Below are 24,767 nucleotides of genomic sequence, written 5' to 3' on the forward strand. Positions count from 1 at the left end.
CCGCGCCGCCGTCACTGCCGCTGTCACCGCCGCGTCACCATCACCGCCCCGCCGCCGTCACCGCCGCGTCGGCTCGAACGACGTCCACTCGTCGACCCCGTGGAACGGCGTCCCCTCATGCAGGGCCACGCGCCGCCACGGGCTCAGGGCGGTTTCCAGGCACCGCACCATGCTCTCCGCGCGCCCCCTCGTGTCGCCGATGGCCGTGGCGACGTCGGTCTGCGACGCCCAGAACATGTGCCCGACGACGTACCCGCGGGCGTACTGGCCCCAGTTGGCGTAGTAGCTGCGCGCGAGCTCCAGGTTCTGCGCGAGCATGTCCCATGCTTCGGCGTCCTCGATGTAGCCGACCGTCGCCCCGCCGCGGGCGAGCATGGCCGCGCGCATGAGGTCCCACCCCATGATGTGCGACGGCAATTCCCCGCCGACGCACTCGGCGCCGCCCGCGCGCAGCACCTGGATCCAGGCGCGGTAATCGTCGGCGAAGAAGCCCGGCGGGCGGCCGTGGAACCGTTCGACCCCGGCCAGGAAATCCAGATGCCTCGCCTGGAGGCTGTTGCGGTGCGTCGGGTGGACGTCGTCGGCGAGCGCTTCCGTGACCAGGGGGTTGACCACCTCGTAGAACGGGGAGTTCAACCCGGACTGGAGATTGCGAACCGTGGCGCGGATCGACTCCCCGTCGGTGGCTCCCCACCATTCGTGGAGCATGTCGATCCACGCGGAGATCTCCGCCTCACGTTCGCGGGTGCCCGGCAGCATGTGCAGCCGATCGTTGTCCGCGCGCCAGGAGAAGGCGAATTGCAGGCCGGTGGCCAGGGCGCGGATCGATTCGTCGTCGAGCGGGGCGCCGGACCAGGTGAATTCCATCTCCTCGTCCGGACCCCGCGGGTCCTCGCCGAGGAACATCGTCGTGCGCGGGGGGCCGCCGTTCTTCAAGCGCGAAAACAATGCCATGGTCGCCGATGGTAAGTGCCGCCCGTCGCCCGCGCCGAGGTCCTACCCTGAATCCATGGACGAATCCCGCACCTCCCCCGGCGCCGCGCCCGATTGCGGCACCGCCTCCGACACGTTCACCGTCGATGCCCCGGCCGGGCCACTGACGGGGCGGGTGCGCGGCGGGGTGCTGCAGATCCACACGATCCCCTACGCCACCGCCGCCCCCTTCGGCCCGTCGTCGCCGGTGCCCCCGGGCCCCCACGACGGCCGCGCCCCCATCGGCGATCCCGTCGGCGACGGGTCCGGCACCCCTCTTCGCGAGGGCGTCGGCCACATGCAGCTGACCCTCACCGCGCCGCTGGCGGGGCTCCGCGCGCCCGGGGGCGAAGAGGCCGCGGGGGACGTCGGCCGGACCGCAGCCGACCCGCACCCGTGGGGTTCCCGCCCGATCCTCCTGTGGATCCACGGCGGCCGTTTCGAGGAGGGCCACCCCTCCGAGCCGTGGTGCAGCGGCCGGCGTTTCTCCGAGGAGGGCATCGTCACCGTGTCCCTGGGTTACCGCAAGCGGCTCGACGGATTCTGGCGGAAGGCCGGCGAGGGCCGCGTCGGCGAACCCGGCGCCGCCCCCTACCGGGCGGTCGATGATCTGATCCTGGCGCTTCGGTGGGTGCGCGACAACGCCCCCGCGTTCGGCGCGGACCCGGGCAACGTGACGCTGACCGGGCAGTCGGCGGGCGCGGGCCTGGCCCTGGCGCTGGCCTCGGACCCGCGGTCGGAGGGCCTCGTGCACCGGGTCATCGCCATGTCGCCCGGGTTGTCCAGGGGTTCGGGCGGTGCTTTGCGACGGGCCCTCGGCCGCATCGGAGGAATCGGCCCGGACGGGGCTCCGTCGCCGGAGATCACCGACCGCGCCTACCGGCTCCTCGCGGCCGTGGCGCCGACGGACACGGCCGTGGGACCGCGCATCCGCGAGATCCGGCCCCGGCTGCCGTTGCTGGTGACCGCCACGAGCGAGGAGTTCCACTTCGCGCCGCCCCTCGTCGCGGCCGATCGGCTGCCGGGAAACAGGTTCCTGGCCAGGATCATCGGCGCGGCGCACGGCGGGACGGGGCCGCTGCCGCCGGAGGCCGGCGACCGGCCGATCGGCGGGGTGATCTCGGATGCCTCCATCCGGGCCAGTGCCGTGGCGGTCGCGGATTCCTCCGCGGCCGCGGGTACGCCGACGTGGGTGGGCGAGTTCCGGCCCGGGCGCGGCACGGGCATCGGCCCCGATGGGAAGGTGACCGACGGCGCGCCGCATTGCGTCGACCTCACGCGCTTCTTCGGCCGCGAGGACGGCCACCCGTACCACGGCGAGGTTCTGTCGTTCATCCGGACGGGCGACCCCGGCTGGCCCCGGTATTCGGCGCCCGAGCGCACCGGCCGCATCTGGTACGGCGGCGGCCACGAGGCCGTCGAAGCCGACGAACCCGACCCGTGGGGCGGGGTCCGGGCCATGTTCGGCAAACGCTGACGCCGGATTGCGGAAACGGATTCCGGCACCGGATTCGGGCCCATTCCGGCGCCCCAATCCGGCGTCCCGTTCCGCCGCCTATTCCGGCACCCGATTCCTCAGCGCAGCGACAGCAGGTACTCGGCGAAGTACGGCAGCGCGAACTCGAGCCGGCCGAACTGCGGGGCCCGGACCAATTCCCGTTCGATGAGCCGCGCCCGCCGGGGCGACAACCCCTGCGGAGTCAGGCCGAGCCGCTCGGCGATCTCGCCGGTTGCCGCGGAATCTTCCCCGGTCTCCGCCATGATGTCGGCCATCGCCTCCAGCACGATGCGCTCGCCGTCGGGCACTTCCCGCAGCGATGGCCTGTGCACCTGGGCGCCCATGCGCTCGATGGCGCGGTCGCGGATCGCGGCGACGTCGGACCGGGTTATCGCCGTGCCGTCGTCAAGCGAGGCCCGCGCCCACGCCAGCGAGCCCACCAGCTGGATCAGGTACGGGTACCCGCGCGAGATGTCCGCCGCCGCGGCCGCGGCGGCGCCGTCCATGGGGATGCCGCCGTCGGCGGAGGTGCGCGCGAGGGCGTCGATGGCGGCGTCGCGGTCGACGGGGCCGAGCTCGAGGCGTTCGGCGCGGCGGAGGAAGGTCGTGCCCTCCAGCTGGAGCAATTCGTCGATGCCGCGCGGCAGGCCGGCGGCGGCGAAGGCGACGTCGAAATCGTCGCGGATCAGGTCCTGGTAGGCGATCGCCAGCGTCTTCATGGCCGCCGGGTCCGCGCTCTGGACCTCGTCGACGGTGATCAGCAGTCCCGTGCCGCGGGCGCGGAGCAGCTCCGAAACCTCGCGCAGGCGGCCGATGAGGGTCGGCGCCGGCCTGTCGTCGGCGGGCGCGGACACGGTGATGGAGCCGAGCCCGGTGATCGACGCGCCGGTGACCGCGCGGCGGGGCGGCTCATCCGCGATGTCCGCGATGAGCGCCGGCAACGTGGTGCGCACGAGGTCGTCGACGAGCGATTCACCCACGTGCGCCCGCGCGATCACCCATCCCCGGCCGCGGGCGACGTCCTCGAGCTCGTTGAGCAGGACGGTCTTGCCGATGCCCCTCGACCCGCTGACGAGAATCGCCCGGTAGGGGCTGCCCGGCCCCTCGGCCAGGGCGAGCTCGAAATCCTCGAGAAGCCGGTCACGACCGGCCAGGACCTGCGGCGATACCCCGAACGTCGGGCGGAAGGGGTTGCGTGGGCGCGGGTGCTCGGCCATCGTCGGCGCTCCTGTCGTCGGGGCGTCGCCGCGCCCCGGGGTCGTCGGTTGGGTTGTGCTTGGCGACGTTTTGTTAGATCCGTTAGATCTTCATTTCTCCGTTAGATCCGTTAGATCTGCGGGTCGACGTTAGAGACGTTATATCCGCCGTCCCGCGATGGGGACCGTTTTCGCGGTGCACCGCCGGTGGCGCCGAATCCGCGGAGCCGATCAGAACCCCGCGTCGAGGGCGATCTGCAGGATCTGCCAGCACGCCAGCAGGGTGATCAGCGTGATCAGCACGGCCCACAGGCCGCGGTACTTCATGAAGAGGTTGTCGCCGTGCGGATCGTCATCGGGCCCGCCGCGCTCATGCATCGGGCGCGGATCGGGGCTGCCGTCCCATCGCGGGGCGGGATCGTCGTCTCGTCGCTGCGGTTCCATGCCCCCATCATGCCGAAATCGAGCGGCCTCCACTCACCCGCCGCCGATCCCCGGCTGCTGCTAGCTTCAATCCCATGGCGCTCGACCTGCTGGATCCGGATGATCCCGAATTGACCCCAGTGTCCCCGAAACTCGCGGCCGTGCGCCGCATCTCGGCGGCCATCTGGTTCCTCCCGCCGCTCATCGCGGCGACGGCGGCGGCCGTGTTCCTGCACCCGCTGTCGTGGATCGCCGTGGCGTTGGTCGCGGCGGCGTTCGCGTGGACTCTCTGGATCATCGGCCGCCAGGTGTCGGCCCACCGCTACCGGGAGGACGCGGAGGACATGATCGTCGCCCGCGGCCGGTGGTGGCGCTCGGTCACGGTGGTCCCCTACGGGCGCATCCAGTTCATCGACATCGACGAGGGCCCGCTCCTGCGCGCGTTCGGCCTGGCCACCGTGAAGCTGAACACCGCGTCCGCGTCGTCCGACGCACAGCTTTCGGGGATCCCGCGCGCCGAGGCCCGCGCCCTGCGCGAGCGCCTCTCCGGCCGCGCCCGCGAGAGAATGGCGGGGCTGTGACCCACCCCGAACCCCGGCCCGCGGGCCCTTCCGACGGCCACGGGGGCCCGATCGGGCCCGGCCGCCGCCGGGTCCACCCCCTCACCCCGCTGCTGGCCGGCGCACGGGCGCTGGCGGCGATCATCGCCATCATCGCGTTCAACGTGGTCCAGCAGGCGACCTTCGCGGGCGATCTGATCGAGCTGGCCACGGGTACGGGCCCGCTCCTCTGGTTGTCGGCCACGGGCATCTCGGTGCTGGTCCTCGCCATCACCGCAGTCGCGTCATGGGTGTCCTGGCGCCACCGGTTCTTCGAGCTCGCCGACGACGAGGTCCGGATCGGCTCGGGGTGGCTGATCAGGTCGCGCCGCACCGCCCGGTTCGACCGCGTGCAGGCGGTCGACGTCAACCAACCGCTGCTGGCGCGACTGGCGGGGCTCGGCGAAGTGAAGGTGGAAACCGCCGGCGGCGACCACTCGGACCTGACCATCCGCTTCCTCCCCCTGGACGACTGCCGGGCGGTGCGCGCCGCGGTGCTCGAGGCGAAACGGGACACTGCGGGCGACGCGGGAGACACGGCCGCGGGAATCCACGACACGCACTTCCACGACACGGACGACGACCCGTTCACCACCGGCGACTGGGGCGCGGCCGTGAGCCCGGCCCCCGGCTCCGCGACGGTCCTCCACGGCCCGGTCCCGCCGCCGCGCCTGTTCGGGTCGGCGATCATCGGCCCCGGACTGCTGTTGCTGGCGTTGCCCGTGGTCTTCGTCGGCGCCGCCTTCGCGGCGACGACCGCTTTCGGCCTCGGCGGGGGCGTCACGCTCGGCGAAGCCGTGGCACTGGCCATCGGCGCCGTCGCCGGCACGTCGTTCATCGGCATCGCGGTGTTTTTCGCCGGCATCGTCGCGTCGGCGTGGCAGAGGTGGAACAAATTCCACGGTTTCACCCTGTCCGCCGACGACGCCGCCGGTCGCCTCCACATCAGCGCCGCCTGACGTCGACGCGCCGCCAGACCATCCCCGTCCGACGGATCCACGCGATGCAGATCGTCGAACCCGCCTGGTGGCGGCCGCTGCACTGGGCGACCGTGCGCATCAACGTCGCCGGTTACGCCGGCGAAGGCTCGGACGTATCCACGACCCTCCTGCCGGTCGCGCCGCTGGCCGAAGCCGATGCCGTGGTCGACGGCCTCATCGGCCGCATCACGGGGCAGCGCCACCAGCCCTCCGAAGCCCGGTGGGCGTCGCCGCGGCGCGCCGTATGGCTGTCCCCCATCGACTGGCGCAACCAGACCGTGCGCATCACCCCGCGGGCGCTGGTGGTCACCTCCGGCCGGCTGCGCCGCCGCCGGGCGGTCCTCCCCTGGTCGCGCATCCAGGGCCGCACCCTGCGACAGGGGCCCCTGTCGCGGGCGCTGTCGCTCGTCGACGTCCGCATCGACCTCGTCGGTGGCCCCGTCTCCGTCACCGCGGCACAGCTCGCGCCGGACGACGCCGCGCGCCTGGTCCGGGTGCTGGACGAACGGCGCGGCGCATAGCCGTCGCAAAGCGGTCCGGGACGGCCCGGCATCGGCCGTCTGCGAGTTGACCGGCGTTTCCCTACGCTGGTCATCATGCATGACTGGTATCGAAGCGCAGTGTTCTACGAGGTTCTCGTGCGCGCGTTCAACGACTCCGACCACAACGGTTCGGGAGACCTGAACGGACTGCGGGAAAAACTCGACTACCTGCAGTGGCTCGGCGTGGACTGCCTGTGGCTCCCGCCGTTCTACGACTCGCCGCTGCGCGACGGCGGCTACGACATCCGCGACTTCCGCGCCGTGTTGCCGGAGTTCGGCACCGTCGAGGACTTCCGCCTGCTGCTGGAGGAAGCCCACGCCCGCGGCATCCGCGTGATCACCGACCTGGTGATGAACCACACCTCGGACACCCACGAATGGTTCCAGCAGTCCCGCATGGACCCCGACGGGCCCTACGGCGACTTCTACGTGTGGACCGACGACCCCGACACCTATTCGGGCGCGCGCATCATCTTCGTGGACACCGAGGACTCCAACTGGACCTACGACCCCGTGCGCGGCCAGTACTACTGGCACCGGTTCTTCTCGCACCAGCCGGACCTCAACTACGACAACCCGGCCGTGCAGGAGGCCATGATCGACGTCCTGCGCTTCTGGTCCGACCTGGGCATCGACGGCTTCCGCCTCGACGCCGTGCCCTACCTCTACGAACGCGAGGGCACCAACTGCGAGAACCTGCCGGAGACGCACGAGTTCCTGAAGAAGTGCCGCGCCGTCATGGACGAGGAATACCCCGGCTGCGTGCTGCTGGCGGAGGCCAACCAGTGGCCGGAGGACGTGGTCGAGTACTTCGGCGACCCGGAGGTCGGCGGCGACGAATGCCACATGGCGTTCCACTTCCCGCTGATGCCGCGCATCTTCATGGCCGTGCGCCGCGAGTCGCGCTTCCCCATCTCGGAGATCCTCGACTCGACGCCCGACATCCCGTCGTCGGCGCAGTGGGGCATCTTCCTGCGCAACCACGACGAGCTGACGCTGGAGATGGTCACCGACGCCGAGCGCGACTTCATGTACGCCGAGTACGCGAAGGACCCGCGGATGAAGGCGAACATCGGCATCCGCCGCCGGCTGGCGCCCCTGCTGGAAAACGACCGCAACCAGCTGGAACTGTTCAACGCCCTGCTGCTGTCGCTGCCCGGTTCGCCGGTGCTGTACTACGGCGACGAGATCGGCATGGGCGACAACATCTGGCTCGGCGACCGCGACGCCGTGCGCACCCCGATGCAGTGGTCGCCGGACCGCAACGCCGGATTCTCCCGCTGCGATCCCGGCCGCCTGTACCTGCCGGCCATCCAGGACCCGACCTACGGCTACCAGGGCATCAACGTCGAAAGCCAAATGAGCTCGTCGAACTCCCTGCTCAACTGGGTGCGGCGGATGGTGCACGTGCGCAAGAAGTACCGGGCCTTCGGGCTGGGCGATTTCCGCGAGCTCGACAACGACAACCCGTCGGTGCTCACGTACCTGCGCGAACACGACGACGAACGCCTGCTGTGCGTCAACAACCTGTCCAAGTACCCGCAGGCCGTGAAGCTCGACCTGTCGGAGTTCGCCGACGCCACGCCGGTGGAGCTGACCGGCTCCGTGCCGTTCCCCGAGATCGGCGCGGAACCGTACCAGGTCACGCTGCCGGGCCACGGCTTCTACTGGTTCGAGCTGCAGACCCCGCCGGAGGCGCCGGTGATCACCGCGTCGTCGGCGGCCCCGACGGTGCCCGTGGCGCAGGCCATTTCCGACGCTCCGGTGGCGGCGACCGCCGGCAGGGCCGATGATTCCGACGAGCGAGAGGCGAATCGATGAACGACAACGGAAACGCTAACCCCACCCAGGGCGCCCGCGGCGGCGCGTCGGCCGGCCCGGACGCTTCCGGCATCGAGTTGCCCGACGTCGACCTGATCGCCTCGGAGCTGGTCCGGACGCTGCCCGCGCAGCGGTTCTTCGCCGACAAGGCCACCGGGATCGACCGTCTGGAGATTCTGGTGCGCGAACCGGCCGTCCGCGGCGACGCGGAGTCCCCGGACGTGGACATCCTGTTCGTGCGGGTGCATTGCGGCGATGCCGCCCCCGCGTACCTGCTGCCCATCGCGTGGGGCGACTCGCTGCCCGAGGGCCACGAGGACGCGCTGCTCGTCGCCGGCGAGGGCGTGCTCGGCTACGACGCCCTGGTCGATCCGGCTGCCGTGACGGCGCTGGGCACGACGCTGGCGGCCGAGGGCGCGCTGGGGCCGATGACGCTCCACCGCGTGCCGGGCGCCGAGCTGGCCGCGCCGGAGAAGGGCCGGCCGATGGGCGTGGAGCAGTCGAACACCTCCGTCATCTACGACGACGTGGTGATGGTGAAGTTCTTCCGCCGCCTCCACCCGGGCACGAACGCCGACGTCGAGCTGCTGGCGGCGCTGTCGGCGGCCGAGTGCTGGTCGGTCCCGCACCTGTACGGGTGGACGGAGCTGGAGGTCGGCGGCGAGGCGTACACGACGTCGATGCTGCAGGAGTTCGTGCCGAATTCCGCCGACGGCTGGTCGATGGCCCTGACGTCGGTGCGCGACATCATCCGCGAGGGCGACCTCCAGCCGGAGGACCTGGGCACCGATTTCGGCGTCGAGTCCGCGGCGCTGGGCGCCGCGGTGGCGGAGGTCCACGACAACCTCGCGGCGACCGTGCCGGTGCGCCGCCGGGTGTCGGGCGAGGAGCTGGTCGCGCCGATGCGGGCGCGACTGGAGCACGTGGCGGGGCTCGTCCCCCAGGTCAAGGAGCTTTACGACCCCGCGGAAGAGATCTTCGCCAAGGCGGCCGCCTCGGTCGACGCGGATGGCGTGCCGGTGCAGCGCATCCACGGCGACCTGCACCTGGGTCAGGTGCTGCGCACGCCGCGGCATTGGCTGCTCATCGACTTCGAGGGCGAGCCGTCGCGGCCGTGGGACGAGCGCCGGCTGCCGGACCATCCGCTGCGCGACGTCGCGGGCATGGTGCGCTCCTTCGATTACGCGGCGCATTACCCGCTGCTGACGGGCCGCGAGGATTCCCGCCAACAGCGCTACCGCGTCCACGAGTGGGCGGAGCGCAACGTCGGGGCGTTCCTGGACGGCTATGCGTCGACGTCGGGTCGCGACCCGCGGGACGAGGCCGCGCTGTTGGATGCGTTCATCCTGGACAAGGCCATCTACGAGTGCCTGTACGAGGCGCAGAACCGGCCGGGGTGGCTGGAGCTGCCGCTGGCCGCGGTGGCGCGGCTGCTCGAGCCCGGGGACGCGGTGTAGCGGCGCCCTTGACACTTTATAGACCGCTTGGTCTATAGTGGCGGCAGGTCCAGAGTTGCGGCGGGCTTCACAAGGCCCCGGGACTTCATCGCCGCACGGCAACCGCGGTCCGAGCCACGGTGCCCTCCCGGGAAGACCGGCCACCGCCGCGACTTGCGGCGGTCGGAAGAACTCGACCGGGAGGACGCCCGACATGCGCACGACCATCCACGCCACCCATCCGCACGACCCCGCCGCAGCCGCGGATTCGCCACACGATCCCGCCGCTGCCGCGGATTCACCCAAAGACGGCCCCGATGCCCGCAGGCTCCGATTCGCCGCAACGTGGCACCGGCGCAACGGCGGCGCCCATCCGGGCGGCGGGACGTCGTCAAGCGATCCCACCCTGCGCCCCGCCTACCCGGAGCCGATCGCCGCACCGGAGGCTCCCCCGGCAGGAGCGCTGCACGCGACGGTCGAGGGACTCACGAGTTCCGGGGACGGCGAGACCCTGATCCTGTGCGACGCCGGCGGCCGCCGCCTGCACTTCTTCCGCGAGGGACTGTTCCGCTGGTCGACGCGCACCGCCACCGACGTCCTGCTCGACGGGGATGTCGCGCCCGGGCCGGCCCCGCGCCGCCTGTGGGTCCGGCGTCCGGGCAACGGGACGTGGTGGACCGATTCGGCGGTGTGCCACATCATCGACTGAGCGGGGGCTCGCCACGGGCCGCCGACCGCGATAGGTCAGCAAATGCTGACGGGTGCTACGGTCAGCGCATGCTGACCATTGCCCCGCGCCTCGACGTCATGCACCGGCTCGGCCGCGCCATGGCCGATCCGACGAGGTCGCGCATCCTCATGACCCTGCTCGACGGCCCCGCCTACACTGGCGAGCTCGCCGAAGAGCTCGGGCTGACGCGCACGAACGTGTCCAACCATCTGGCCTGCCTGAGGGATTGCGGCATCATCTTCGCGACCCCGGAAGGCCGCCGGACCAGGTACGACATCGCCGATCCGCACCTGCGGCAGGCGCTCAACGACCTCCTCGACGTCACGCTCGCCGTCGACGCCGACGCGCCCTGCCTCGATCCCGGGTGCACGGTGAGCGGATGCGGGGGCACGGGCGACGCCGGTGACGACGCCACCGCCACGAACGACGCCGCGGGCGCCACCGCAGCGCAGCCGGAGGCCCGCCGATGACCTCCGCGTGCGGCTGCTCCCACGACGCCCCGGAACCCCTCGATTTCTCGGAGCCGGAGGCCCCGCCGACCCCGTGGTGGCGCGACCGCGAGGTGCTGGTCCCCGTGTTCTCCGGCGTCGCCCTGGTCGCGGCGTTCGCGATCGGCCACGCCGATCCCACCGCCGGAATTGCCCCGCTCGCCCTGTACTGGGCCGCGCTGCTGCTCGGCGCGTCGACGTTCGTGCCCGGCGCGCTGACCGGCCTCGTCCGGCATCGCCGCGCGGGCATCGGCCTGCTCATGACCATCAGCGCCGTCGGCGCGGTCGCCCTGGGTTACGTCGCCGAGGCCGCTGCCCTCGCGTTTCTCTATTCGATTTCGGAGGCCCTCGAGGACAAGGCGATGGACCGCGCCCGCCGCGGCCTGCGCTCGCTGCTGTCCCTCATCCCCGACACCGCCACCGTCGTCGATCCGGGTTGCGGCTCGCGCCGCACGATCCCCGCCCGCCGGGTCCGGCCCGGCATGCGGCTGGCGGTGCCGGCGGGTGGGCGGGTGCCCACCGATTCCGTGCTTGACGACGCCCACGCGACCATCGATTCGTCGTCCGTCACCGGAGAGTCCATCCCGGTGGAGCTGGCCGCGGGCGACGCGGTGATGGCCGGCGTCATCGCGGTCGGCTCCCCCATCTCGGTGACGGCGACCGCGCCCGGCGACGACAACTCACTGACGGCCGTGGTGGCGCTGGTGGAAAACGCCCAGGCGGAGAAGGGCCGGCGCGCCAGGATCGCCGACCGCATCGCCCGGCCGCTGGTGCCCGGCGTGCTGGTGCTCGCCGCCGCGGTGGCGATCCTCGGCGCGGCGTTCGGCGACCCCCTCGAGTGGATCACCCGCGCGCTGGTGGTGCTGGTCGCGGCGTCGCCGTGCGCGCTGGCCATCTCCGTTCCGGTGACGGTGATCTCCGCGATCGGCGCGGCCAGCCGCTTCGGCGTCGTGGTGAAGTCCGGCGCCGCCTTCGAGCGACTGGGGGCGGTCGGGCACGTCGCCATCGACAAGACGGGCACGCTCACCCGCAATGAGCCGACCGTCACCGAGGTGGCGGTGTCCGCGGCGGCAGTCGACGGCGGCTACGGCGCCTCCGACGTGCTCGGGTGGGCGGCCGCCCTGGAACGGCATTCCTCGCATCCGCTCGCGGCGGCGATCATTGCCGGTGCGGCGGCGCGGGATGCTGGTGCGGCGGCGCGGACCACGATCCCCGACGCGGGATCCATCGTGGGCGCCACCGCGGAAGACCCCGCTCTCCCGGCGGCGGTCGACGTCGCGGAGCGCCCCGGCATCGGGCTCACGGGAACCGTCGGCGGCGCGGCCATCGCAGTCGGCAATCCGCGCAGCCTCGATCCCGGCGACCTCGGCGACGACGTCGCCCGCCTCGAAGCCGAGGGCAACACCGTGGTCATCGTCCACCGCGACGGTGCCCCGGTCGGCGCGATCGCGGTGCGCGACGAACTGCGCCCGGAGGCCGCCGGCGCGATCGCCGCGCTGAAGCGGGCGGGCATCGGGGTCACCATGCTCACCGGGGACAACCGCCGCGCGGCACGGGCGCTGGCGGCGGCCGCCGGCATCGACGACGTCCGCGCCGAACTCGCCCCGCGCGACAAGTCGGACGCCGTGGCGGAACTGGGCGGGTCCGATCGGCCCCATCGGCGCGGCCGGCGCGGCGGCGTCGCCATGATCGGCGACGGCATCAACGACGCCCCGGCGCTCGCCTCGGCCGATGTCGGCATCGCGATGGGCGCCACCGGCTCCGACGCCGCCGTGGAATCCGCCGACGTCGCCTTCACGGGCCATGACCTGCGCCTGCTCCCCCAGGCTCTGGCGCACGCCCGCCGCGGCCGGCGGATCATGGAGCAGAACATCGGCCTGTCGCTGCTCATCATCGGCGGGCTGCTGCCGTTGGCGCTGACCGGGGTGCTGGGCCTGGCGGCGGTGGTGCTGATCCACGAGGTCGCCGAGGTCGTGGTCATCCTCAACGGGCTCCGCGCGGCGCGGGCGAAGACGGTGCCGCAGGGGCTCTGAACTTGTCCGGTAGACCCCCGGACGGAATACCCGGGGCGTCCGCGGGGTTGCATTGAATTGGCGCCCTTGCCCACCCAACAAGGAGAACCCCGTGCACTATCTGGCCCGAATCCTCGGCACCACGAAGGTGCTGTGGCCCTTCTACGTGGGCATCATCGTCAGTTCGATCGCCACCGCCATCGCGGCGCTGGTCAGCCCGTTCCTCATCCGCGATGCCACGGATACCATCGTCGACGCCGTCGGCGCCGGCGACCCGGACACCATCTCGCGGGCGGCGACCGCGATCATCTGGCTGGGCATCGGCCTGCTCGTCGCCGACCTGGTGCAGACGATCGTGCACAACATCGGCGGCTACCTCGGCGACGTCATGACGGCGCGCATGCGCGAGATCCTGTCCACCCGCTACTTCGCCAAGCTCCTGTCGCTGCCCCAGAGGTACTTCGACGACCAGGTGACGGGCACGATCATCGCCCGCCTGGAACGGTCGATCACCAACGTCACGCAGTTCCTGCAGTCGTTCTCCAACAACTTCTTCCCCATGCTGCTCACCGTCTTCGCGGTGCTCGGCATCACGGGCTGGCATTACTGGCCGCTGGCGCTGCTGCTGGCGCTGGTCTTCCCCACGTACATGTGGCTGACGGCGCTGACGTCGAAGCGCTGGCAGAAGATCGAGGGCCGGAAGAACGCCCGCATCGACGTCGCCGGCGGCCGCTTCGCCGAGGTCGTCGGCCAGGTCAAGGTCGTCCGCTCCTTCACCGCCGAGACCCGCGAGGTCCGCGACTTCGCCGCGCACTACGACGCCACGGTCGACCTCACCCGCGAGCAATCGACCTGGTGGCACCGGATGGACGCGCTGCGCGGGGGCATCCTCAACGCCATCTTCTTCGGCATCTACCTTCTGCTGTTCCTGCGCACCCTGCACGGCGACTTCTCCATCGGCACGATGGTCATGCTCATCCAGCTGGTCAACATGGCCCGCCAGCCGGCGACGATGATGAGCTTCCTCGTCGACGCCGCCCAGCGCGCCGTCGCCGGTTCCCGCGACTACTTCGACGTCATGGCACTGGATTCCGAGGAGTCCGCCCCGAAGGAACTCGTCGCAGCCGCCGCCACGGATGGCGGGACGAAGGAAGGCGCCGGGACGTCGCAAAGCACGCGAGCCGAACGCGGCGCCACCGCGGCCGGCGCCACCCCCGCCCGCGCACCGAAGCGCCTGGCCCCGCCGGAGGACGGCTCGCCGGTCATCTCGCTCGACGACGTCTCCTTCGCCTACGAGGAAGGCAACCCCGTCCTCGAGGGCGTGACCTTCCACGCCGACCGCGGCGAAAAGGTCGCGCTCGTCGGCGAATCCGGCAGCGGCAAGTCCACGCTGGTCAACCTGATCCTCGGGTTCTACCAGCCCACCGGCGGCACGCTGGAGGTCTGCGGCGCCGACGTCCGCGACGTGGACACCGACGCGCTGCGAGACTCGGTGGGCGTGGTCTTCCAGGACGCCGCGCTGTTCTCCGGCACCATCCGCGAGAACATCGCCTACGGCCGCCCCGACGCCACCGACGAGCAGATCCGCGACGCCGCCCGCCGCGCCAACGCCGACGGGTTCATCCGCCGCTTCCCCGACGGCTACGACACCACCATCGGCGAACGCGGGCTGAAGCTGTCCGGCGGGCAGAAGCAGCGCGTGGCCATCGCCAGGGCGATCCTGAAGGACGCGCCCGTGCTGCTCCTCGACGAGGCGACCTCCGCCCTGGACACGAAGGCCGAGCGAGAGGTGCAGCGCGGCCTGGAGCAGCTCATGGAGGGCCGGACGACCATCATCATCGCCCATCGCCTGTCCACGATCTCCAACGTCGACACGATCGTCACGCTGGACCGCGGCCGCGTCGGCGAGGTCGGCTCCCCCGCCGAGCTGGCGGTGTCGGGCGGCATCTACGCCGAGCTACTCAAGCTCACCGCGTCGGCGTCGGCGGCCGACCGCAGGCGGCTGAAGAAGTACGGCCTGGAAGTCTAGGCGCCACCGGCCGGGGCGCGGCACGGATGCGGAGCGTCGCCGCGCCGACGCGGGGCGAGCGGACGGCTACGAGGCCCCGTCTACCCAGGTCACCAGCTCGTCGCCCAGGATCACGGGCCGGCGGGGTCCGTCGTAGGCGAAGAGGGTGACGTAGTCGGCGAAGGTGAAGGAGTCGGCGGCGTCGTGCTCGAGGGCGTCGGGGGCGGCCAGTGCGGCGGTCATGGGGAGGTCTCCGGGTCATCGGTGCGGCGGGCTGTCTTTCGCTTTGCGACGGCGACGTCCGCGCGGCAACCGTGGGACCCGAGAAGGGGCGCGCTACGGTCGCGGCGCGGACGGATGACAGCGGCGCATCGACGACGACGGAACCGCACGATGAATGTTCGCGTGGACCATCGGGTGCTCCCTTCCGTCGATGTGGCGTGGCCCTGGCCGGGTGTCCGGCGGGCGGCCGGATGCTTTCCGGCGACTAATGGACAGCTTAGTCTATTTCGGCGACGGGGCCAACGTTTTTCCGGAAGCGGGACGGAAGGGGTTCTCCGGCGGGACGGCCGACCTAGTCCGAAGCGGGACGGAGGGGGTTCTTCGGCGGGACCGCCTACCTCCCCCGAACCGGGACGATCAGGGCCGGGGCACGATGTAGCGCCCGACCGCCGGCACGGCCTCGACGGTGACCGGCAGCGTCGCCATGACGTCGCCGTCGGCGTAGGCCCGGTGGGCTCCGCCGCCGAGGAACTCCACTCGTGCGCTGCGGGTCCGGTGGACCGTGACCTCGTCGACCTCGACGTGCTCCCCCGTGAAGACCTTGGAGAACGTCATCGCCGCCTTCGTCCGCGACGCCTTGCCGATCACCGTGACGTCGAGCAGGCCGTCGGCGTGATCCGCCGCCGGGCAGATCTTCATCCCGCCGCCGTAGCTGCGGGTATTGCCGAACGCCGCCAAGGTCACGGGATCGTCGAGCACGGTGCCGTCGTCAAGCGTGATGCGGAACGGCAGGGCGCGGAAATTGAGGAATTCCGCGACGATGGCCAGGTTGTACCGCATGCGGCCGTGCGGCCAGGACATGTTGTTGACCCGGTCCGACACCAGCGAGTCGAAGCCGGAGCACATGACCGTGCCTAACCACCGCGACGTGCCGTCGTCGGCCGTGATGCGGCCGAGGTCTGTGGTGATGGCGAATCCGTCGGCGACGACGTCGGCCGCGGCCTCCGGCGAGGTGGGCAGACGGTACTCGCGGGCGTGGTCGTTGCCCGTGCCGGCGGGGATGATGCCCAACGGCAGCCCCGTCCCCGCCTGGACCTGCAACGCCAGGTTGATCATGCCGTCGCCGCCGACGACCACGAGCGCATCGACGCGCTCATCGGCCGCGACCTCGGCCAACAGGTCGCGCGACGCGGCTTCGTCGCGGCCCTGCACGGCGACGACCGTCACGCCGCGCTCGGTGAACCGCGCCATCGCCCGCTCGGCGGCATGCGACGCGCGGCCATGGCCGGCGCGCGGGTTGGTGACCAGGGCGACGGCCCCGATGTCCACCCAGTCCATGGGATACTTTTCAGGATCAAACGTCACGGCTCCAGTGTGCCAGGATTCGGGTGCCGCGCGGGGGCCGATCGCGGTTTTGCCCCATGTGATTTCGAGCCGCGCGCACGGCCTTCCGACGGCCGCGGCGCCCTATAGACACCTCTGTCTACTTTGGGTGTGCCGCCGGGTGTATCGTGTGCCGCATGCCCGACGTGATCTTCCCCGACATCGACACCCTGCGCGCCCGCGGAACCCTGAAATGGACGGCCTACCCGGACGACGTCCTGCCGCTGTGGGTCGCCGAATCCGACGCCGCCACCTGCCCGGCCGTCCTCGACGCCGTGCGCGGTGCGGTCGACCGCGAGTACTTCGGGTACCCGCGCCGCAGCGTCGCGGAGCTCGCGGAGGCCACGTCGGACTGGTACGCCGACGAGTACGGCTGGCGGCCCGACCCCGGCCGCATCCACCCCGTCGCCGACGTCGTGCGGGGCGTGACGCTGGCCGTCCGGTACCTGACCGAGCCGGACTCCGCGATCGTGCTCCCCGTGCCCGCGTACATGCCCTTCTTCGAGGTCGGGCCCGCCGCGGACCGCGACACCGTGCACGTTCCCACGCTTGCCGACGGCCCCGATCCGGCGGCCGTGGAGAAGGCATTCGCCGACGGGGCGGGAAGCCTGATCCTGTGCAACCCCAACAATCCCCTGGGCTTCACGTTCACCGCCGAGCGCCTGCGCGAACTCGCCGACATCGCCGCGAAGTACGGCGCGCGGATCATCTCCGACGAGATCCACGCGCCGGTGGTGCTCGAGGGCCGGCACGTCCCGGCGGCGTCGGTGTCCGACGTCGCCGACGCCGTCACCATCACCGTCACCGCCACGTCGAAGGGCTGGAACACGGCGGGCCTGAAGTGCGCGCAGCTGCTGCTCAACGAAGCCGACGACGAAACGTGGCGGGGGCTGTCGCCCGTGATCAAGGAGGGTGTGTCCACGCTGGGCATGGTCGCGGCGACCGCGGCCTACCGCGACGGGCGCGTGTGGCTCGACGAGCTGAAGGACGTTCTGCGCAGCAACCTCGACATCATCGAGCGGCGTCTGCCGGAGGTCGCCCCGGGCGCGGAGTTCACGCGCCCGCAGGCGTCGTACCTGGCATGGATCGACTTCCGGGGCGTCGACGGCATGGTCGACGGCGACGGAAATCCGGTGGAGCCGCAGGAGTGGCTGCTGGACAACGCCAAGGTCGCGCTCAACCCGGGGCCCGCATTCGGCGAAGGCGGCGAGGGCCACGTACGCCTGAACTTCGCCACGTCGCCCGAGATCCTGAACGAGGCCCTCGACCGGATCGGCGCGGCGCTGGCGAAGTAGGCCTGGACGCCGCTGCGGCCGGCACGGCGCCCCTCCCCCGGGCGCGCCGCACTCCTCCCCTGGGCGCGCTACGGCAGCCGGCTCAGCGCACCCTCCGCCTATCCGGTCGGCGCACCGCCCCCTCACGTAAACCCACCCCGAATGCGCAACCCCACCCGCTGCAACAGGTGGGTCTGCGCATTCGGGGTGGGTTAGCCGCGAAGATTGCGCAGGCCGGGTCCGATTCGGGGTGGGTTAGCCATGGAGATCGCGCAGGCCGAGTCCGATTCGGGGTGGGTCTGCGCATTCGGGGTGGGTTCGCCGATGCGTCCCGGCGAAGGTGCGGTGGCCGGGCGGGTAAACCCCGCGGAGGCCGCTCACTCCCCCACGGGGCGCGACCGCTAGACCCGAACGCCGTTGACGGTCAGGGAACCGTCCGCGTTGACCGTGACGTCGGCGGCCATCGCGGCCGCCATGTTCATGCGCATGTGCGAGCCGCGGCCATCCGTGCGGTCGAGCGGGTAACCCGAATCGATGGCGGTGGCCTCGAGGACCTTGACGCGCTGCTCGTCGGTGAGGTCGGGGTGCGTCGTCGCCAGCAGGCCCGCGTAGCCCTTCGGCACCGACACCGGGGCGCCGGCCTCGCCGACGCGCTCGAAACCGTAGGACATGCGCTCGGTGTACTGCGACACCGCGGCGTCGTCGGGCAGGTACGGGGTGTCGTTGGCGACGCACTCGGCCAGCGTCGCGCCGCAGCGCCACTCCAGCTCGGCGCGTACCTCGGCGGCGGCGGCCTGGATGAGCGGGCGGAACTCCGCGTCCGCCCAGCGGTCGGCGGCGGCCTGGTTGCCCATCATGCGGCCGCCCATGACGTCGAGCGGGTAGTGGACGCCCATGACCAGGCGGGACTGGCCGGCCTCGGAGGAACGGGCCTGGATCTGCGGGGCGACCTCCGGCAGCATCATGGCCATCAGCGTCGCGGTCCAGGCGGCCTTGTTGGTGTGGCCCGACGGGTAGGACGGGGTCTCCGAGTACGGGTCGTCGTCGCCCGGGTTGTCGCGGTAGTAGCGCTCGATGCGGTCGGGCGCGACCACGAAGGGGCGGTCGTAGTTGTACGTGTACTTCTCCGCGAACGACGACGACGCCACTCCGCCCGCACGGGCGAGGTTCCCGGACATCAGCGCGGTCATCTTGGGCAGCCGTCCCTCCTCGACCGCGGCCCGGAAGTGGGCGCCGAGGTTCTCGCCGAACCCGGCGGAGAGGTTCACCAGCGGGTCGTCGTGATCGTCCTGCAGCGCGAGCAGCTGGGCCGCGCGGTCGTCCTTCGCGGCGTTGTTGATGCGCACGACGATCTCGAGGTTCTCGTCCATGACCTCGGGATGGTTCTGCTGCAGGTCACGGAACGGATCGACCACGGAATGGTAGAACCCGCCCTCGTCCGACGCATCGGACTTGAACGCGCGGGCGACGAGGTCGGCCGGGAACGGCTGCGGGACGGGCGCGCCGTTTTCGTCGACGGCGACGGCCTCCTGCCCCTGGAGGAAGCTCGGCGCGCCCATCGGCGGGAGGCCACCGGTGCCCTGGGCGGACTCGCGGGAGGGCAGGCCCGGGAGCTCCTGGGCGATGGCGGCCGGCGCCAACGGAAGGGTGATGGCGAGGGCGGTGACGGCGGCGGCGGAACGCAATCCGGCGCGCGCGAAACGGCGGGAACCGATCTTCACGGTGCGGGTACTCCTGATGCGGGGTTCGTTAATTCGACGGCGGCGACGCACGGCGCCATCGCGGCGGCCGTCGTCGATCCGAGATCGAATGAACGCTATCCCGACCCCCTTGCCACTTGGGGGCAAATCGTCAAAGTCGGAGTAAACGATAGGTTAATTGCAGGCCATGCTTTCGGGGCCGGAAGAAATCTTCCGGCCCCGATGCGTGGATGCGGGCGCCTCGCCCCGCGATTGGTTCCCGTGGCCGGCTCTGCGCGGCCATTCACGGCGGACACTTACGGCGGCCGATTCCCGTGGCCGCCTCACCGCGGCGAACTACTGTGTCCCCCTCGCCGCGGCCCCGCCCCTGCTCCCGCTCCCGCTTCTACTTCGAGGAGTAGTCGTAGAAGCCGATGCCGGACTTGCGGCCGAATCGGCCGGCCTCCACCATGCGCTTGAGCAGCGGCGGGGCGGCGTACATCGGGTCGGAGTACTCGTCGAACATCGCGTCGGCGATGAACTTGATGGTGTCCAGGCCCACCATGTCGGCCAGGGTCAGCGGGCCCATCGGGTGGGCGCAGCCGTTGACCATGCCGGCGTCGATGTCTTCCTTGGTGGCGACGCCGTCCTGCAGCATGCGGATCGCGCCGAGCATGTACGGCACGAGCAGCGCGTTGACGATGAAGCCGGAGCGGTCCGTCGCCTTGATGACGGTCTTGCCCAGGGCCTCGGAGGCGTAGGCGTAGGCGCGCTCGGACTGCACCTCGCCGGTGGACAGGGTGGCCACGTGCTCGACGAGCGGCAGAACCGGCACGGGGTTGAAGAAGTGCAGGCCCATGACGCGCTCCGGGCGCTTCGTGGCCGCGGCGATCGACTGGATCGGCAGCGAGGAGGTGTTCGACGCCAGAATCGCGTTCGGATCCTCGACGACCTCGTCGAGCTGGGCGAAGACGCTGGCCTTGACCTCGGGGTTCTCCACGATGGCCTCGATGACCAGCTGGCGGTCGGCGAAATCGGAGAAGGAGGTGGTCCAGGAGATGCGGCCGAGGATCTCGTCGCGGGCGGATTCTTCCAGCTTGCCGCGGGACACGGCCTTGTCCAGGGACTTCTCGATGCGGTCCTTGCCGCCGTCGAGGTACTCCTGCTTGGCCTCCCACACCAGCACGTCGCTGCCCGCCTTCGCGCAGACCTCGATGATGCCGGAGCCCATCTGACCGGCGCCGACGACGCCGACGCGGGTGATTTCATTCGCCATGTTTAGGTTCACTCCCGTGGATTTCGGTGCGTGGCGATCACCCGCCCGGGGGCGTTTGCGCCCCGGTCGCGGCGGCCGGCGGGCCGCCTCGGTGATCGCGCTCACTGACATTTGCCCACGTTACCCGCCATTCACGGTTTGCGGGCCGGAACGGGCGCGCCGATGCGCCAACGCCGTCGATTTACCCGGGGCCGGCCGAACGGCCGCAACCGCCGATTGCCCCGGGCCCGCCGAACCGCCGATGCCACCGGCCGAACCGCGGATTACCCGGGGCCGGCCGAATCGCTGCCGCCGCGGGACCTTCCGGGTCAGTTCCCGGGCAGCTCCGCGAGCTTCGCCTCGAGGGCACCGAGACGCTCGACCGAGTCCCGGGCGACGCCGGCGACGTCGGGATCGCCCGCTTCCACCAGGCCCTCCCAACCGCTCTTCAATCGGGGCACGTGGGTGCGCAGCATGGCGACGTAGGCGTCCCCGGCCTGCTGCCCCGAGACGCCGAGCACGGATTGGAGCTCGCCGTCGGTGAGCATGGATGCCCCGCCGTCGGAATCGAGCCGCCCGGTCTGCATCTCCAGCAGGCCGCGCACCTGGCCGGCCAGATCCTTGACGTCACCGGGCACCGCACCGTCGCCCTGGACGTGCTCGGTGGCGCGGAGCAGCTGCCCCGCGTCGGCGACGAGGTGGGCGGCGCGCTGCTTTGCGACGTCCACGTCCCCCACCGACGGCGCCGAACCGGTCGGCGGTTCCTGCTCTCCGGCGGTGCTCGGATCGTATCCGCAGCCGGTCAACGCGAGAGCGGCGGCGACGCCGGCCGCCGCGAAGCCACGCCGGAACCCCGCCCGGCTTCGGCCGATGCGCATCAATTGACCTCCAGCTCGCCCATGCGGTCCCAGCCGTCCATGCCCTCGATCGTCTGCGAGACGATGCACGGGGTCTCGGTGAGCAGCGGCTGCATGGTCTCCAGCGCCGCCTTGAAGTGGTCGGAGGTGACGTGCGCCTCGGCGGCGTCGTCCTCGAAGGCCTCGACCAGGACGTACTCGTTGGGGTCCTCGACCGAGCGGGACCACTCGAACCACTTGTTACCGGCCTCCGCGCGGGTGGCGGACGTGAAATCGGCGACGTGGGTCATCCACTCGTCGGCGTACTCGGGCTTCACGGGGAACTTGACGACGATGAAAATCATGAGGCCAGCATACGCGCGCGGCGCACCTTCGCGAGGGGTTCGGCGGGCTCCGGAACGGGCGCCGGCACCGCGTCGAGGAAGGGCCGGTACAACGCCAGATTCCGGGTCCGCGAGCGCCTGAGCTGCCGGAATCCGACTCCGCCGAGTTCCACGCGGCTGCGCTTGCGGTGCTTGGCCACGAACCCGCCGGCTTCGCCGTCGGCGATCAACGCGCAGAGGAAATCGACGTAGCGGTCGAAGGGCGTGCCCGGGATCGCGCGCGGCGGGACGTGCCGGATTCCGTGGATCGGGATGTGCAGGCAGGAGGACAGCTCGTCGACGTGCGGATCGTGGCCCAGCACCCCGCACCCGCACACGTCGTTGGCGCTGCGGTGGGCGAAGACCCGCTCGACGGGCATGCCCAGCTGGGCGACGTCGTCGTAGGGCACCCCCGGGCACCCGCCCATGATCAACGCATCGACGGGCGCCTCGCCGCGCGCGTGGAGCACCATCGCCGCCATCGCGGCGATCGACGCCCCCAGGCTGAACCCGTCGACGATGATGCGGTGCCCCTCGCCCTCCTCGGCCCGGATGGCGGCGACGAAATCGGCCAGCGCCACGCCGCCGGTGCACACCCGCATGCCGTCGTGGGTCCACATGAACGACGTCCCCGGCACGTCATGGCCCGCCCACACGATGGTGCGGACACCCGGCCCGGCGTCGCGGCGCAGTGAGCGGCGCACGGAAAAGATGTTCTCCGAATAGCGGTCGATGTCCGAGATGAACGCCCGCGCCCCCGGCACGAACACGACCGTGGCATCGGCCTTCCGGCCAATCAGGTCCATCGCCGCATATCGGTGCCCCGGCCCCACCAGGACCGGCCGCAGGCCCTCGGAATCACGCGCGTGCCGCTTGATCTGGGCGAACCGCGCCGTGTCCGGCAACCGCGCGATCATGCCCGCGGCTACGCGAGCCCGGACGTCGAACGGTACGCCGTCGGCAAGCAGGGGTTCGGTCGCGGTGATCGTGCGCACGCAACGCAACGTAACCGGGAATCCGGCCTCCCGCTCGCCGAGCGGCCCGCGAAATCTACTTCCGGGGGCCCTCATTCGTCCCCGACGGCGGCGTGCCGCGGTCATCGGCGGGCATCGTGGCGGACGCTCCCGACGATGCATCGCCCTCGCGGTCGTCGTCGATGAACTCGCCGTCGACGCGGACGTCACCGGAGATGACCAGCGTCCCGTCCTCGTCGTAGGAGTACTCGATCGGCGGCAGCTCGTTGCCTTCCTCGTCGTACCCCGGCGCCGGGGCGGCCTCGTGGGCGGCGAGCTTCTCGGGCGTATCGGTCTTCTCCCACGAGCGGGTCCGCGGCCGGCGCACGGCCATGTGGTCGTCGCTCATGCCCTTGATCAGCGACCACATCATCACGAAGTGCATGAAGAAGAACGGCACGCCGATGAGGATCACCACCTCCTGCAGCGCGAGGATGCCCGACTCGCCGGAGATCACCAGCATGGCGCCGGCGACCGCGCCGATCATCACGCCCCACAGGATCCGGTAGGACGTGGGCGCCTTGTTCTCCTCGCCGGTCGACATCATGTCGGTGACCATCGCCGCGGAGTCGATGGACGTGACGAAGAAGATCATGATCACCAGCAGCGCGATCACGCTCATCGCGGTGGCCAGCGGGTACTGCTCCAGCAGGATGAACAGGGCGGGCGACGGGTCGCCGCCCTTCACCACGGGCTCCGACAGGACACCCGGGTCGGCGGCCTCCAGCTCGAAGCCGGCGCGCCCGAAGATCGAGAACCAGATGATGACGAAGATCGTCGGCAACGCGATGACGCCCGCGATGAACTGGCGCACCGTCCGGCCGCGGGAGATGCGGGCGACGAACATGCCCACGAACGGCGACCAGCAGATGGTCCACGCCCAGTAGAACACCGTCCACGTGCCCTGCGACCACTCCGGGTTGAGGTTGTAGGAGTCGGTCCAGAACATGATGCGCGGCAGCTCGCCGGCGTAGATGCCGACGGTGTCCACGACCTGCTTGAGCAGCGTCAGCGTCGGGCCCATCAGCAGCACGAAGACCATCAGCGCCACGGCCATCCAGATGTTGATGTTGGACAGCAGCTTGATGCCCTTGTCCAGGCCGCGCGCCACGGAAATCGACGCGACGATGATGATCGCCGCGATGAGCAGCAGCTGGACCATCGAATTCTCCGCCAGGCCCAGGACGCGGGAGGCGCCGGAGTTGATCTGCATGGCGCCCATGCCCACCGACACCGCGATGCCGAAGACGGTGCCGATGATCGCCACCGCGTCGATGAGCTTGCCCGGCCAGGCGTAGATCTTCTCGCCCAGCAGCGGCGCGAAAATCGACGACACGCGCGGCGGCAGCTTGCGCTTGTAGATGAAGTACCCCAGCGCCAGCCCCGGCAGCGCCATGATCACCCACATGTGGATGCCCAGGTGGTAGGTGGTGAAGGCCATCGCCTCCTGGCGCGCCTCGATGCTCATCGGCTCGAAGTTGCGGGGCGAATTGATGGCGTGGTTCATGGGCTCGGCGACGCCCCAGAACATCAGCATCGAGCCGGTGCCGCCGGCGAAGAGCATGCCGAACCACTCGGCGACGGTGAACTCGGGGTCCTCGTCGTCATCGCCGAGCTTGAGGTTGCCGTACCTCGACACGAAGACGCCGATCAGGAAGATCAGGGCCGCGGACACGCCTCCGATGAACAGCCAGCCGAGGTTGCCGGTCACCCAGGTCGAGGCGGTGGAGTACGCCTGGCGGGCGGTGTCGCCCATGAAGACCGTGAATGCGACGAAAACCAGGATGAAACCGACCGAGGCGAAGAAAATGAGGGGGTCGGTCTTCAGCCAGCGGAATCGGGTCCTCTTCTTCCCGTCTGCGCCGACTTCCGTGATGGACCGCGGTTTCTCGTCGGCGTCCGCGCCCGTGGAGCCGTCCGCGGTGCCGGTAGATTGCTTTTCGGGAATCGAATCCTGGGGATTCATCCTGAGTGCCTTCCGTGTCTGGTTGACGCTGACATAATCATAATAGCGCCT

The 24,767-nt window shown here is 70.9% G+C and carries 22 protein-coding genes and 1 riboswitch; of the genes, 11 read left to right on the top strand and 11 right to left on the bottom strand.

The window, feature by feature from the left end; translation table 11 throughout:
• Positions 1-57: 57 nt before the first annotated feature.
• Entirely contained in the window at positions 58-954 is an 897-nt protein-coding gene (locus tag CHAN_RS09665; protein WP_290289215.1) for a DUF1266 domain-containing protein, read from the bottom strand.
• A gap of 55 nt (positions 955-1,009) precedes the next feature.
• On the opposite strand from CHAN_RS09665, the gene CHAN_RS09670 reads away from it, so the two are divergent.
• Positions 1,010-2,449 carry a carboxylesterase family protein gene (locus tag CHAN_RS09670; RefSeq protein WP_290289218.1) on the top strand — a complete coding sequence of 480 codons (1,440 nt, stop codon included), beginning with the start codon at positions 1,010-1,012 and terminating at the stop codon, positions 2,447-2,449.
• A gap of 98 nt (positions 2,450-2,547) precedes the next feature.
• On the opposite strand, the gene CHAN_RS09675 is transcribed toward CHAN_RS09670, so the two are convergent.
• Both CHAN_RS09675 and CHAN_RS09680 read right to left on the bottom strand, forming a co-directional pair.
• A complete protein-coding gene (locus CHAN_RS09675; RefSeq protein WP_290289221.1) occupies positions 2,548-3,687 on the bottom strand; it encodes a DUF8462 domain-containing protein in 1,140 nt (379 codons plus the stop codon).
• 210 nt (positions 3,688-3,897) lie between these two features.
• Positions 3,898-4,110, bottom strand: a complete 213-nt coding sequence (locus tag CHAN_RS09680; protein WP_290289223.1) for a hypothetical protein — start codon at positions 4,108-4,110, stop codon at positions 3,898-3,900.
• A 74-nt stretch (positions 4,111-4,184) separates the two neighbouring features.
• On the opposite strand from CHAN_RS09680, the gene CHAN_RS09685 reads away from it, so the two are divergent.
• The 9 genes from CHAN_RS09685 to CHAN_RS09725 all read left to right on the top strand — a co-directional run bounded on the left by CHAN_RS09685 (position 4,185) and on the right by CHAN_RS09725 (position 14,726).
• Complete coding sequence (locus CHAN_RS09685; RefSeq protein WP_290289225.1) at positions 4,185-4,670, top strand: PH domain-containing protein; 486 nt, start codon at positions 4,185-4,187, stop codon at positions 4,668-4,670.
• On the top strand, positions 4,667-5,647 hold the full coding sequence (locus CHAN_RS09690) for a PH domain-containing protein (RefSeq protein WP_290289227.1): 981 nt from the start codon (positions 4,667-4,669) through the stop codon (positions 5,645-5,647). The genes CHAN_RS09685 and CHAN_RS09690 overlap by 4 nt, the downstream gene beginning before the upstream one ends.
• A gap of 44 nt (positions 5,648-5,691) precedes the next feature.
• On the top strand, positions 5,692-6,189 hold the full coding sequence (locus tag CHAN_RS09695) for a PH domain-containing protein (protein WP_290289231.1): 498 nt from the start codon (positions 5,692-5,694) through the stop codon (positions 6,187-6,189).
• Positions 6,190-6,264: 75 nt separating this feature from the next.
• The gene (treS, locus tag CHAN_RS09700) at positions 6,265-8,031 is read left to right on the top strand and encodes a maltose alpha-D-glucosyltransferase (protein WP_048741566.1); all 1,767 of its coding nucleotides are present in this window, start codon (positions 6,265-6,267) and stop codon (positions 8,029-8,031) included.
• Positions 8,028-9,488, top strand: a complete 1,461-nt coding sequence (locus tag CHAN_RS09705; RefSeq protein ID WP_290289239.1) for a maltokinase N-terminal cap-like domain-containing protein — start codon at positions 8,028-8,030, stop codon at positions 9,486-9,488. The genes treS and CHAN_RS09705 overlap by 4 nt, the downstream gene beginning before the upstream one ends.
• 46 nt (positions 9,489-9,534) lie before the next feature.
• A riboswitch (SAM riboswitch) is annotated at positions 9,535-9,665 on the top strand.
• Between the two features lie 16 nt (positions 9,666-9,681).
• Positions 9,682-10,176: a hypothetical protein gene (locus CHAN_RS09710; RefSeq protein WP_290289241.1), complete on the top strand. Its 495-nt coding sequence runs from the start codon at positions 9,682-9,684 to the stop codon at positions 10,174-10,176.
• Positions 10,177-10,244: 68 nt separating this feature from the next.
• On the top strand, positions 10,245-10,667 hold the full coding sequence (gene cmtR, locus CHAN_RS09715) for a Cd(II)/Pb(II)-sensing metalloregulatory transcriptional regulator CmtR (RefSeq protein ID WP_290289243.1): 423 nt from the start codon (positions 10,245-10,247) through the stop codon (positions 10,665-10,667).
• The gene (locus CHAN_RS09720) at positions 10,664-12,718 is read left to right on the top strand and encodes a heavy metal translocating P-type ATPase (protein WP_290289245.1); all 2,055 of its coding nucleotides are present in this window, start codon (positions 10,664-10,666) and stop codon (positions 12,716-12,718) included. Before cmtR ends, CHAN_RS09720 begins: the two co-directional genes overlap by 4 nt.
• A 91-nt stretch (positions 12,719-12,809) precedes the next feature.
• On the top strand, positions 12,810-14,726 hold the full coding sequence (locus CHAN_RS09725) for an ABC transporter ATP-binding protein (RefSeq protein ID WP_290289248.1): 1,917 nt from the start codon (positions 12,810-12,812) through the stop codon (positions 14,724-14,726).
• A gap of 66 nt (positions 14,727-14,792) precedes the next feature.
• Here CHAN_RS09725 and CHAN_RS09730 read toward each other — a convergent pair whose 3' ends face one another.
• Entirely contained in the window at positions 14,793-14,948 is a 156-nt protein-coding gene (locus CHAN_RS09730) for a hypothetical protein (RefSeq protein WP_290289250.1), read from the bottom strand.
• Positions 14,949-15,344: 396 nt separating this feature from the next.
• Positions 15,345-16,265 carry a diacylglycerol kinase gene (locus tag CHAN_RS09735; RefSeq protein ID WP_290289252.1) on the bottom strand — a complete coding sequence of 307 codons (921 nt, stop codon included), beginning with the start codon at positions 16,263-16,265 and terminating at the stop codon, positions 15,345-15,347.
• Between the two features lie 182 nt (positions 16,266-16,447).
• On the opposite strand from CHAN_RS09735, the gene CHAN_RS09740 reads away from it, so the two are divergent.
• Positions 16,448-17,605, top strand: a complete 1,158-nt coding sequence (locus tag CHAN_RS09740) for a MalY/PatB family protein (protein ID WP_290289254.1) — start codon at positions 16,448-16,450, stop codon at positions 17,603-17,605.
• A 380-nt stretch (positions 17,606-17,985) separates the two neighbouring features.
• Here the strand turns inward: CHAN_RS09740 and CHAN_RS09745 are convergent, their stop codons facing one another.
• The 6 genes from CHAN_RS09745 to CHAN_RS09770 all read right to left on the bottom strand — a co-directional run bounded on the left by CHAN_RS09745 (position 17,986) and on the right by CHAN_RS09770 (position 24,716).
• On the bottom strand, positions 17,986-19,305 hold the full coding sequence (locus CHAN_RS09745; protein WP_290289257.1) for an acid phosphatase: 1,320 nt from the start codon (positions 19,303-19,305) through the stop codon (positions 17,986-17,988).
• A 364-nt stretch (positions 19,306-19,669) separates the two neighbouring features.
• On the bottom strand, positions 19,670-20,539 hold the full coding sequence (locus CHAN_RS09750; protein ID WP_048741554.1) for a 3-hydroxybutyryl-CoA dehydrogenase: 870 nt from the start codon (positions 20,537-20,539) through the stop codon (positions 19,670-19,672).
• A gap of 308 nt (positions 20,540-20,847) precedes the next feature.
• Complete coding sequence (locus tag CHAN_RS09755; protein WP_290289262.1) at positions 20,848-21,396, bottom strand: hypothetical protein; 549 nt, start codon at positions 21,394-21,396, stop codon at positions 20,848-20,850.
• A complete protein-coding gene (locus CHAN_RS09760; protein WP_290289265.1) occupies positions 21,396-21,719 on the bottom strand; it encodes a putative quinol monooxygenase in 324 nt (107 codons plus the stop codon). Before CHAN_RS09760 ends, CHAN_RS09755 begins: the two co-directional genes overlap by 1 nt.
• Positions 21,716-22,732 carry an alpha/beta hydrolase gene (locus CHAN_RS09765; RefSeq protein WP_048741544.1) on the bottom strand — a complete coding sequence of 339 codons (1,017 nt, stop codon included), beginning with the start codon at positions 22,730-22,732 and terminating at the stop codon, positions 21,716-21,718. The genes CHAN_RS09760 and CHAN_RS09765 overlap by 4 nt, the downstream gene beginning before the upstream one ends.
• Before the next feature lie 55 nt (positions 22,733-22,787).
• Positions 22,788-24,716, bottom strand: coding sequence for a BCCT family transporter (locus CHAN_RS09770; RefSeq protein ID WP_290289272.1), 1,929 nt, complete (start codon positions 24,714-24,716; stop codon positions 22,788-22,790).
• Positions 24,717-24,767: the final 51 nt, after the last annotated feature.

This window comes from Corynebacterium hansenii (genome assembly GCF_030408795.1).
Lineage (GTDB): Bacteria > Actinomycetota > Actinomycetes > Mycobacteriales > Mycobacteriaceae > Corynebacterium > Corynebacterium hansenii.

Excerpts from the sequence above, each read along its gene's own strand:
- CHAN_RS09665 (WP_290289215.1), bottom strand. The coding sequence starts at position 954 with ATGGCATTGTTTTCGCGCTTGAAGAACGGCGGCCCCCCGCGCACGACG.
- CHAN_RS09670 (WP_290289218.1), top strand. The coding sequence starts at position 1,010 with ATGGACGAATCCCGCACCTCCCCCGGCGCCGCGCCCGATTGCGGCACC.
- CHAN_RS09675 (WP_290289221.1), bottom strand. The coding sequence starts at position 3,687 with ATGGCCGAGCACCCGCGCCCACGCAACCCCTTCCGCCCGACGTTCGGG.
- CHAN_RS09680 (WP_290289223.1), bottom strand. The coding sequence starts at position 4,110 with ATGGAACCGCAGCGACGAGACGACGATCCCGCCCCGCGATGGGACGGC.
- CHAN_RS09685 (WP_290289225.1), top strand. The coding sequence starts at position 4,185 with ATGGCGCTCGACCTGCTGGATCCGGATGATCCCGAATTGACCCCAGTG.
- CHAN_RS09695 (WP_290289231.1), top strand. The coding sequence starts at position 5,692 with ATGCAGATCGTCGAACCCGCCTGGTGGCGGCCGCTGCACTGGGCGACC.
- treS (WP_048741566.1), top strand. The coding sequence starts at position 6,265 with ATGCATGACTGGTATCGAAGCGCAGTGTTCTACGAGGTTCTCGTGCGC.
- CHAN_RS09705 (WP_290289239.1), top strand. The coding sequence starts at position 8,028 with ATGAACGACAACGGAAACGCTAACCCCACCCAGGGCGCCCGCGGCGGC.
- CHAN_RS09710 (WP_290289241.1), top strand. The coding sequence starts at position 9,682 with ATGCGCACGACCATCCACGCCACCCATCCGCACGACCCCGCCGCAGCC.
- cmtR (WP_290289243.1), top strand. The coding sequence starts at position 10,245 with ATGCTGACCATTGCCCCGCGCCTCGACGTCATGCACCGGCTCGGCCGC.
- CHAN_RS09720 (WP_290289245.1), top strand. The coding sequence starts at position 10,664 with ATGACCTCCGCGTGCGGCTGCTCCCACGACGCCCCGGAACCCCTCGAT.
- CHAN_RS09730 (WP_290289250.1), bottom strand. The coding sequence starts at position 14,948 with ATGACCGCCGCACTGGCCGCCCCCGACGCCCTCGAGCACGACGCCGCC.
- CHAN_RS09735 (WP_290289252.1), bottom strand. The coding sequence starts at position 16,265 with ATGGACTGGGTGGACATCGGGGCCGTCGCCCTGGTCACCAACCCGCGC.
- CHAN_RS09740 (WP_290289254.1), top strand. The coding sequence starts at position 16,448 with ATGCCCGACGTGATCTTCCCCGACATCGACACCCTGCGCGCCCGCGGA.
- CHAN_RS09750 (WP_048741554.1), bottom strand. The coding sequence starts at position 20,539 with ATGGCGAATGAAATCACCCGCGTCGGCGTCGTCGGCGCCGGTCAGATG.
- CHAN_RS09755 (WP_290289262.1), bottom strand. The coding sequence starts at position 21,396 with ATGCGCATCGGCCGAAGCCGGGCGGGGTTCCGGCGTGGCTTCGCGGCG.
- CHAN_RS09760 (WP_290289265.1), bottom strand. The coding sequence starts at position 21,719 with ATGATTTTCATCGTCGTCAAGTTCCCCGTGAAGCCCGAGTACGCCGAC.
- CHAN_RS09770 (WP_290289272.1), bottom strand. The coding sequence starts at position 24,716 with ATGAATCCCCAGGATTCGATTCCCGAAAAGCAATCTACCGGCACCGCG.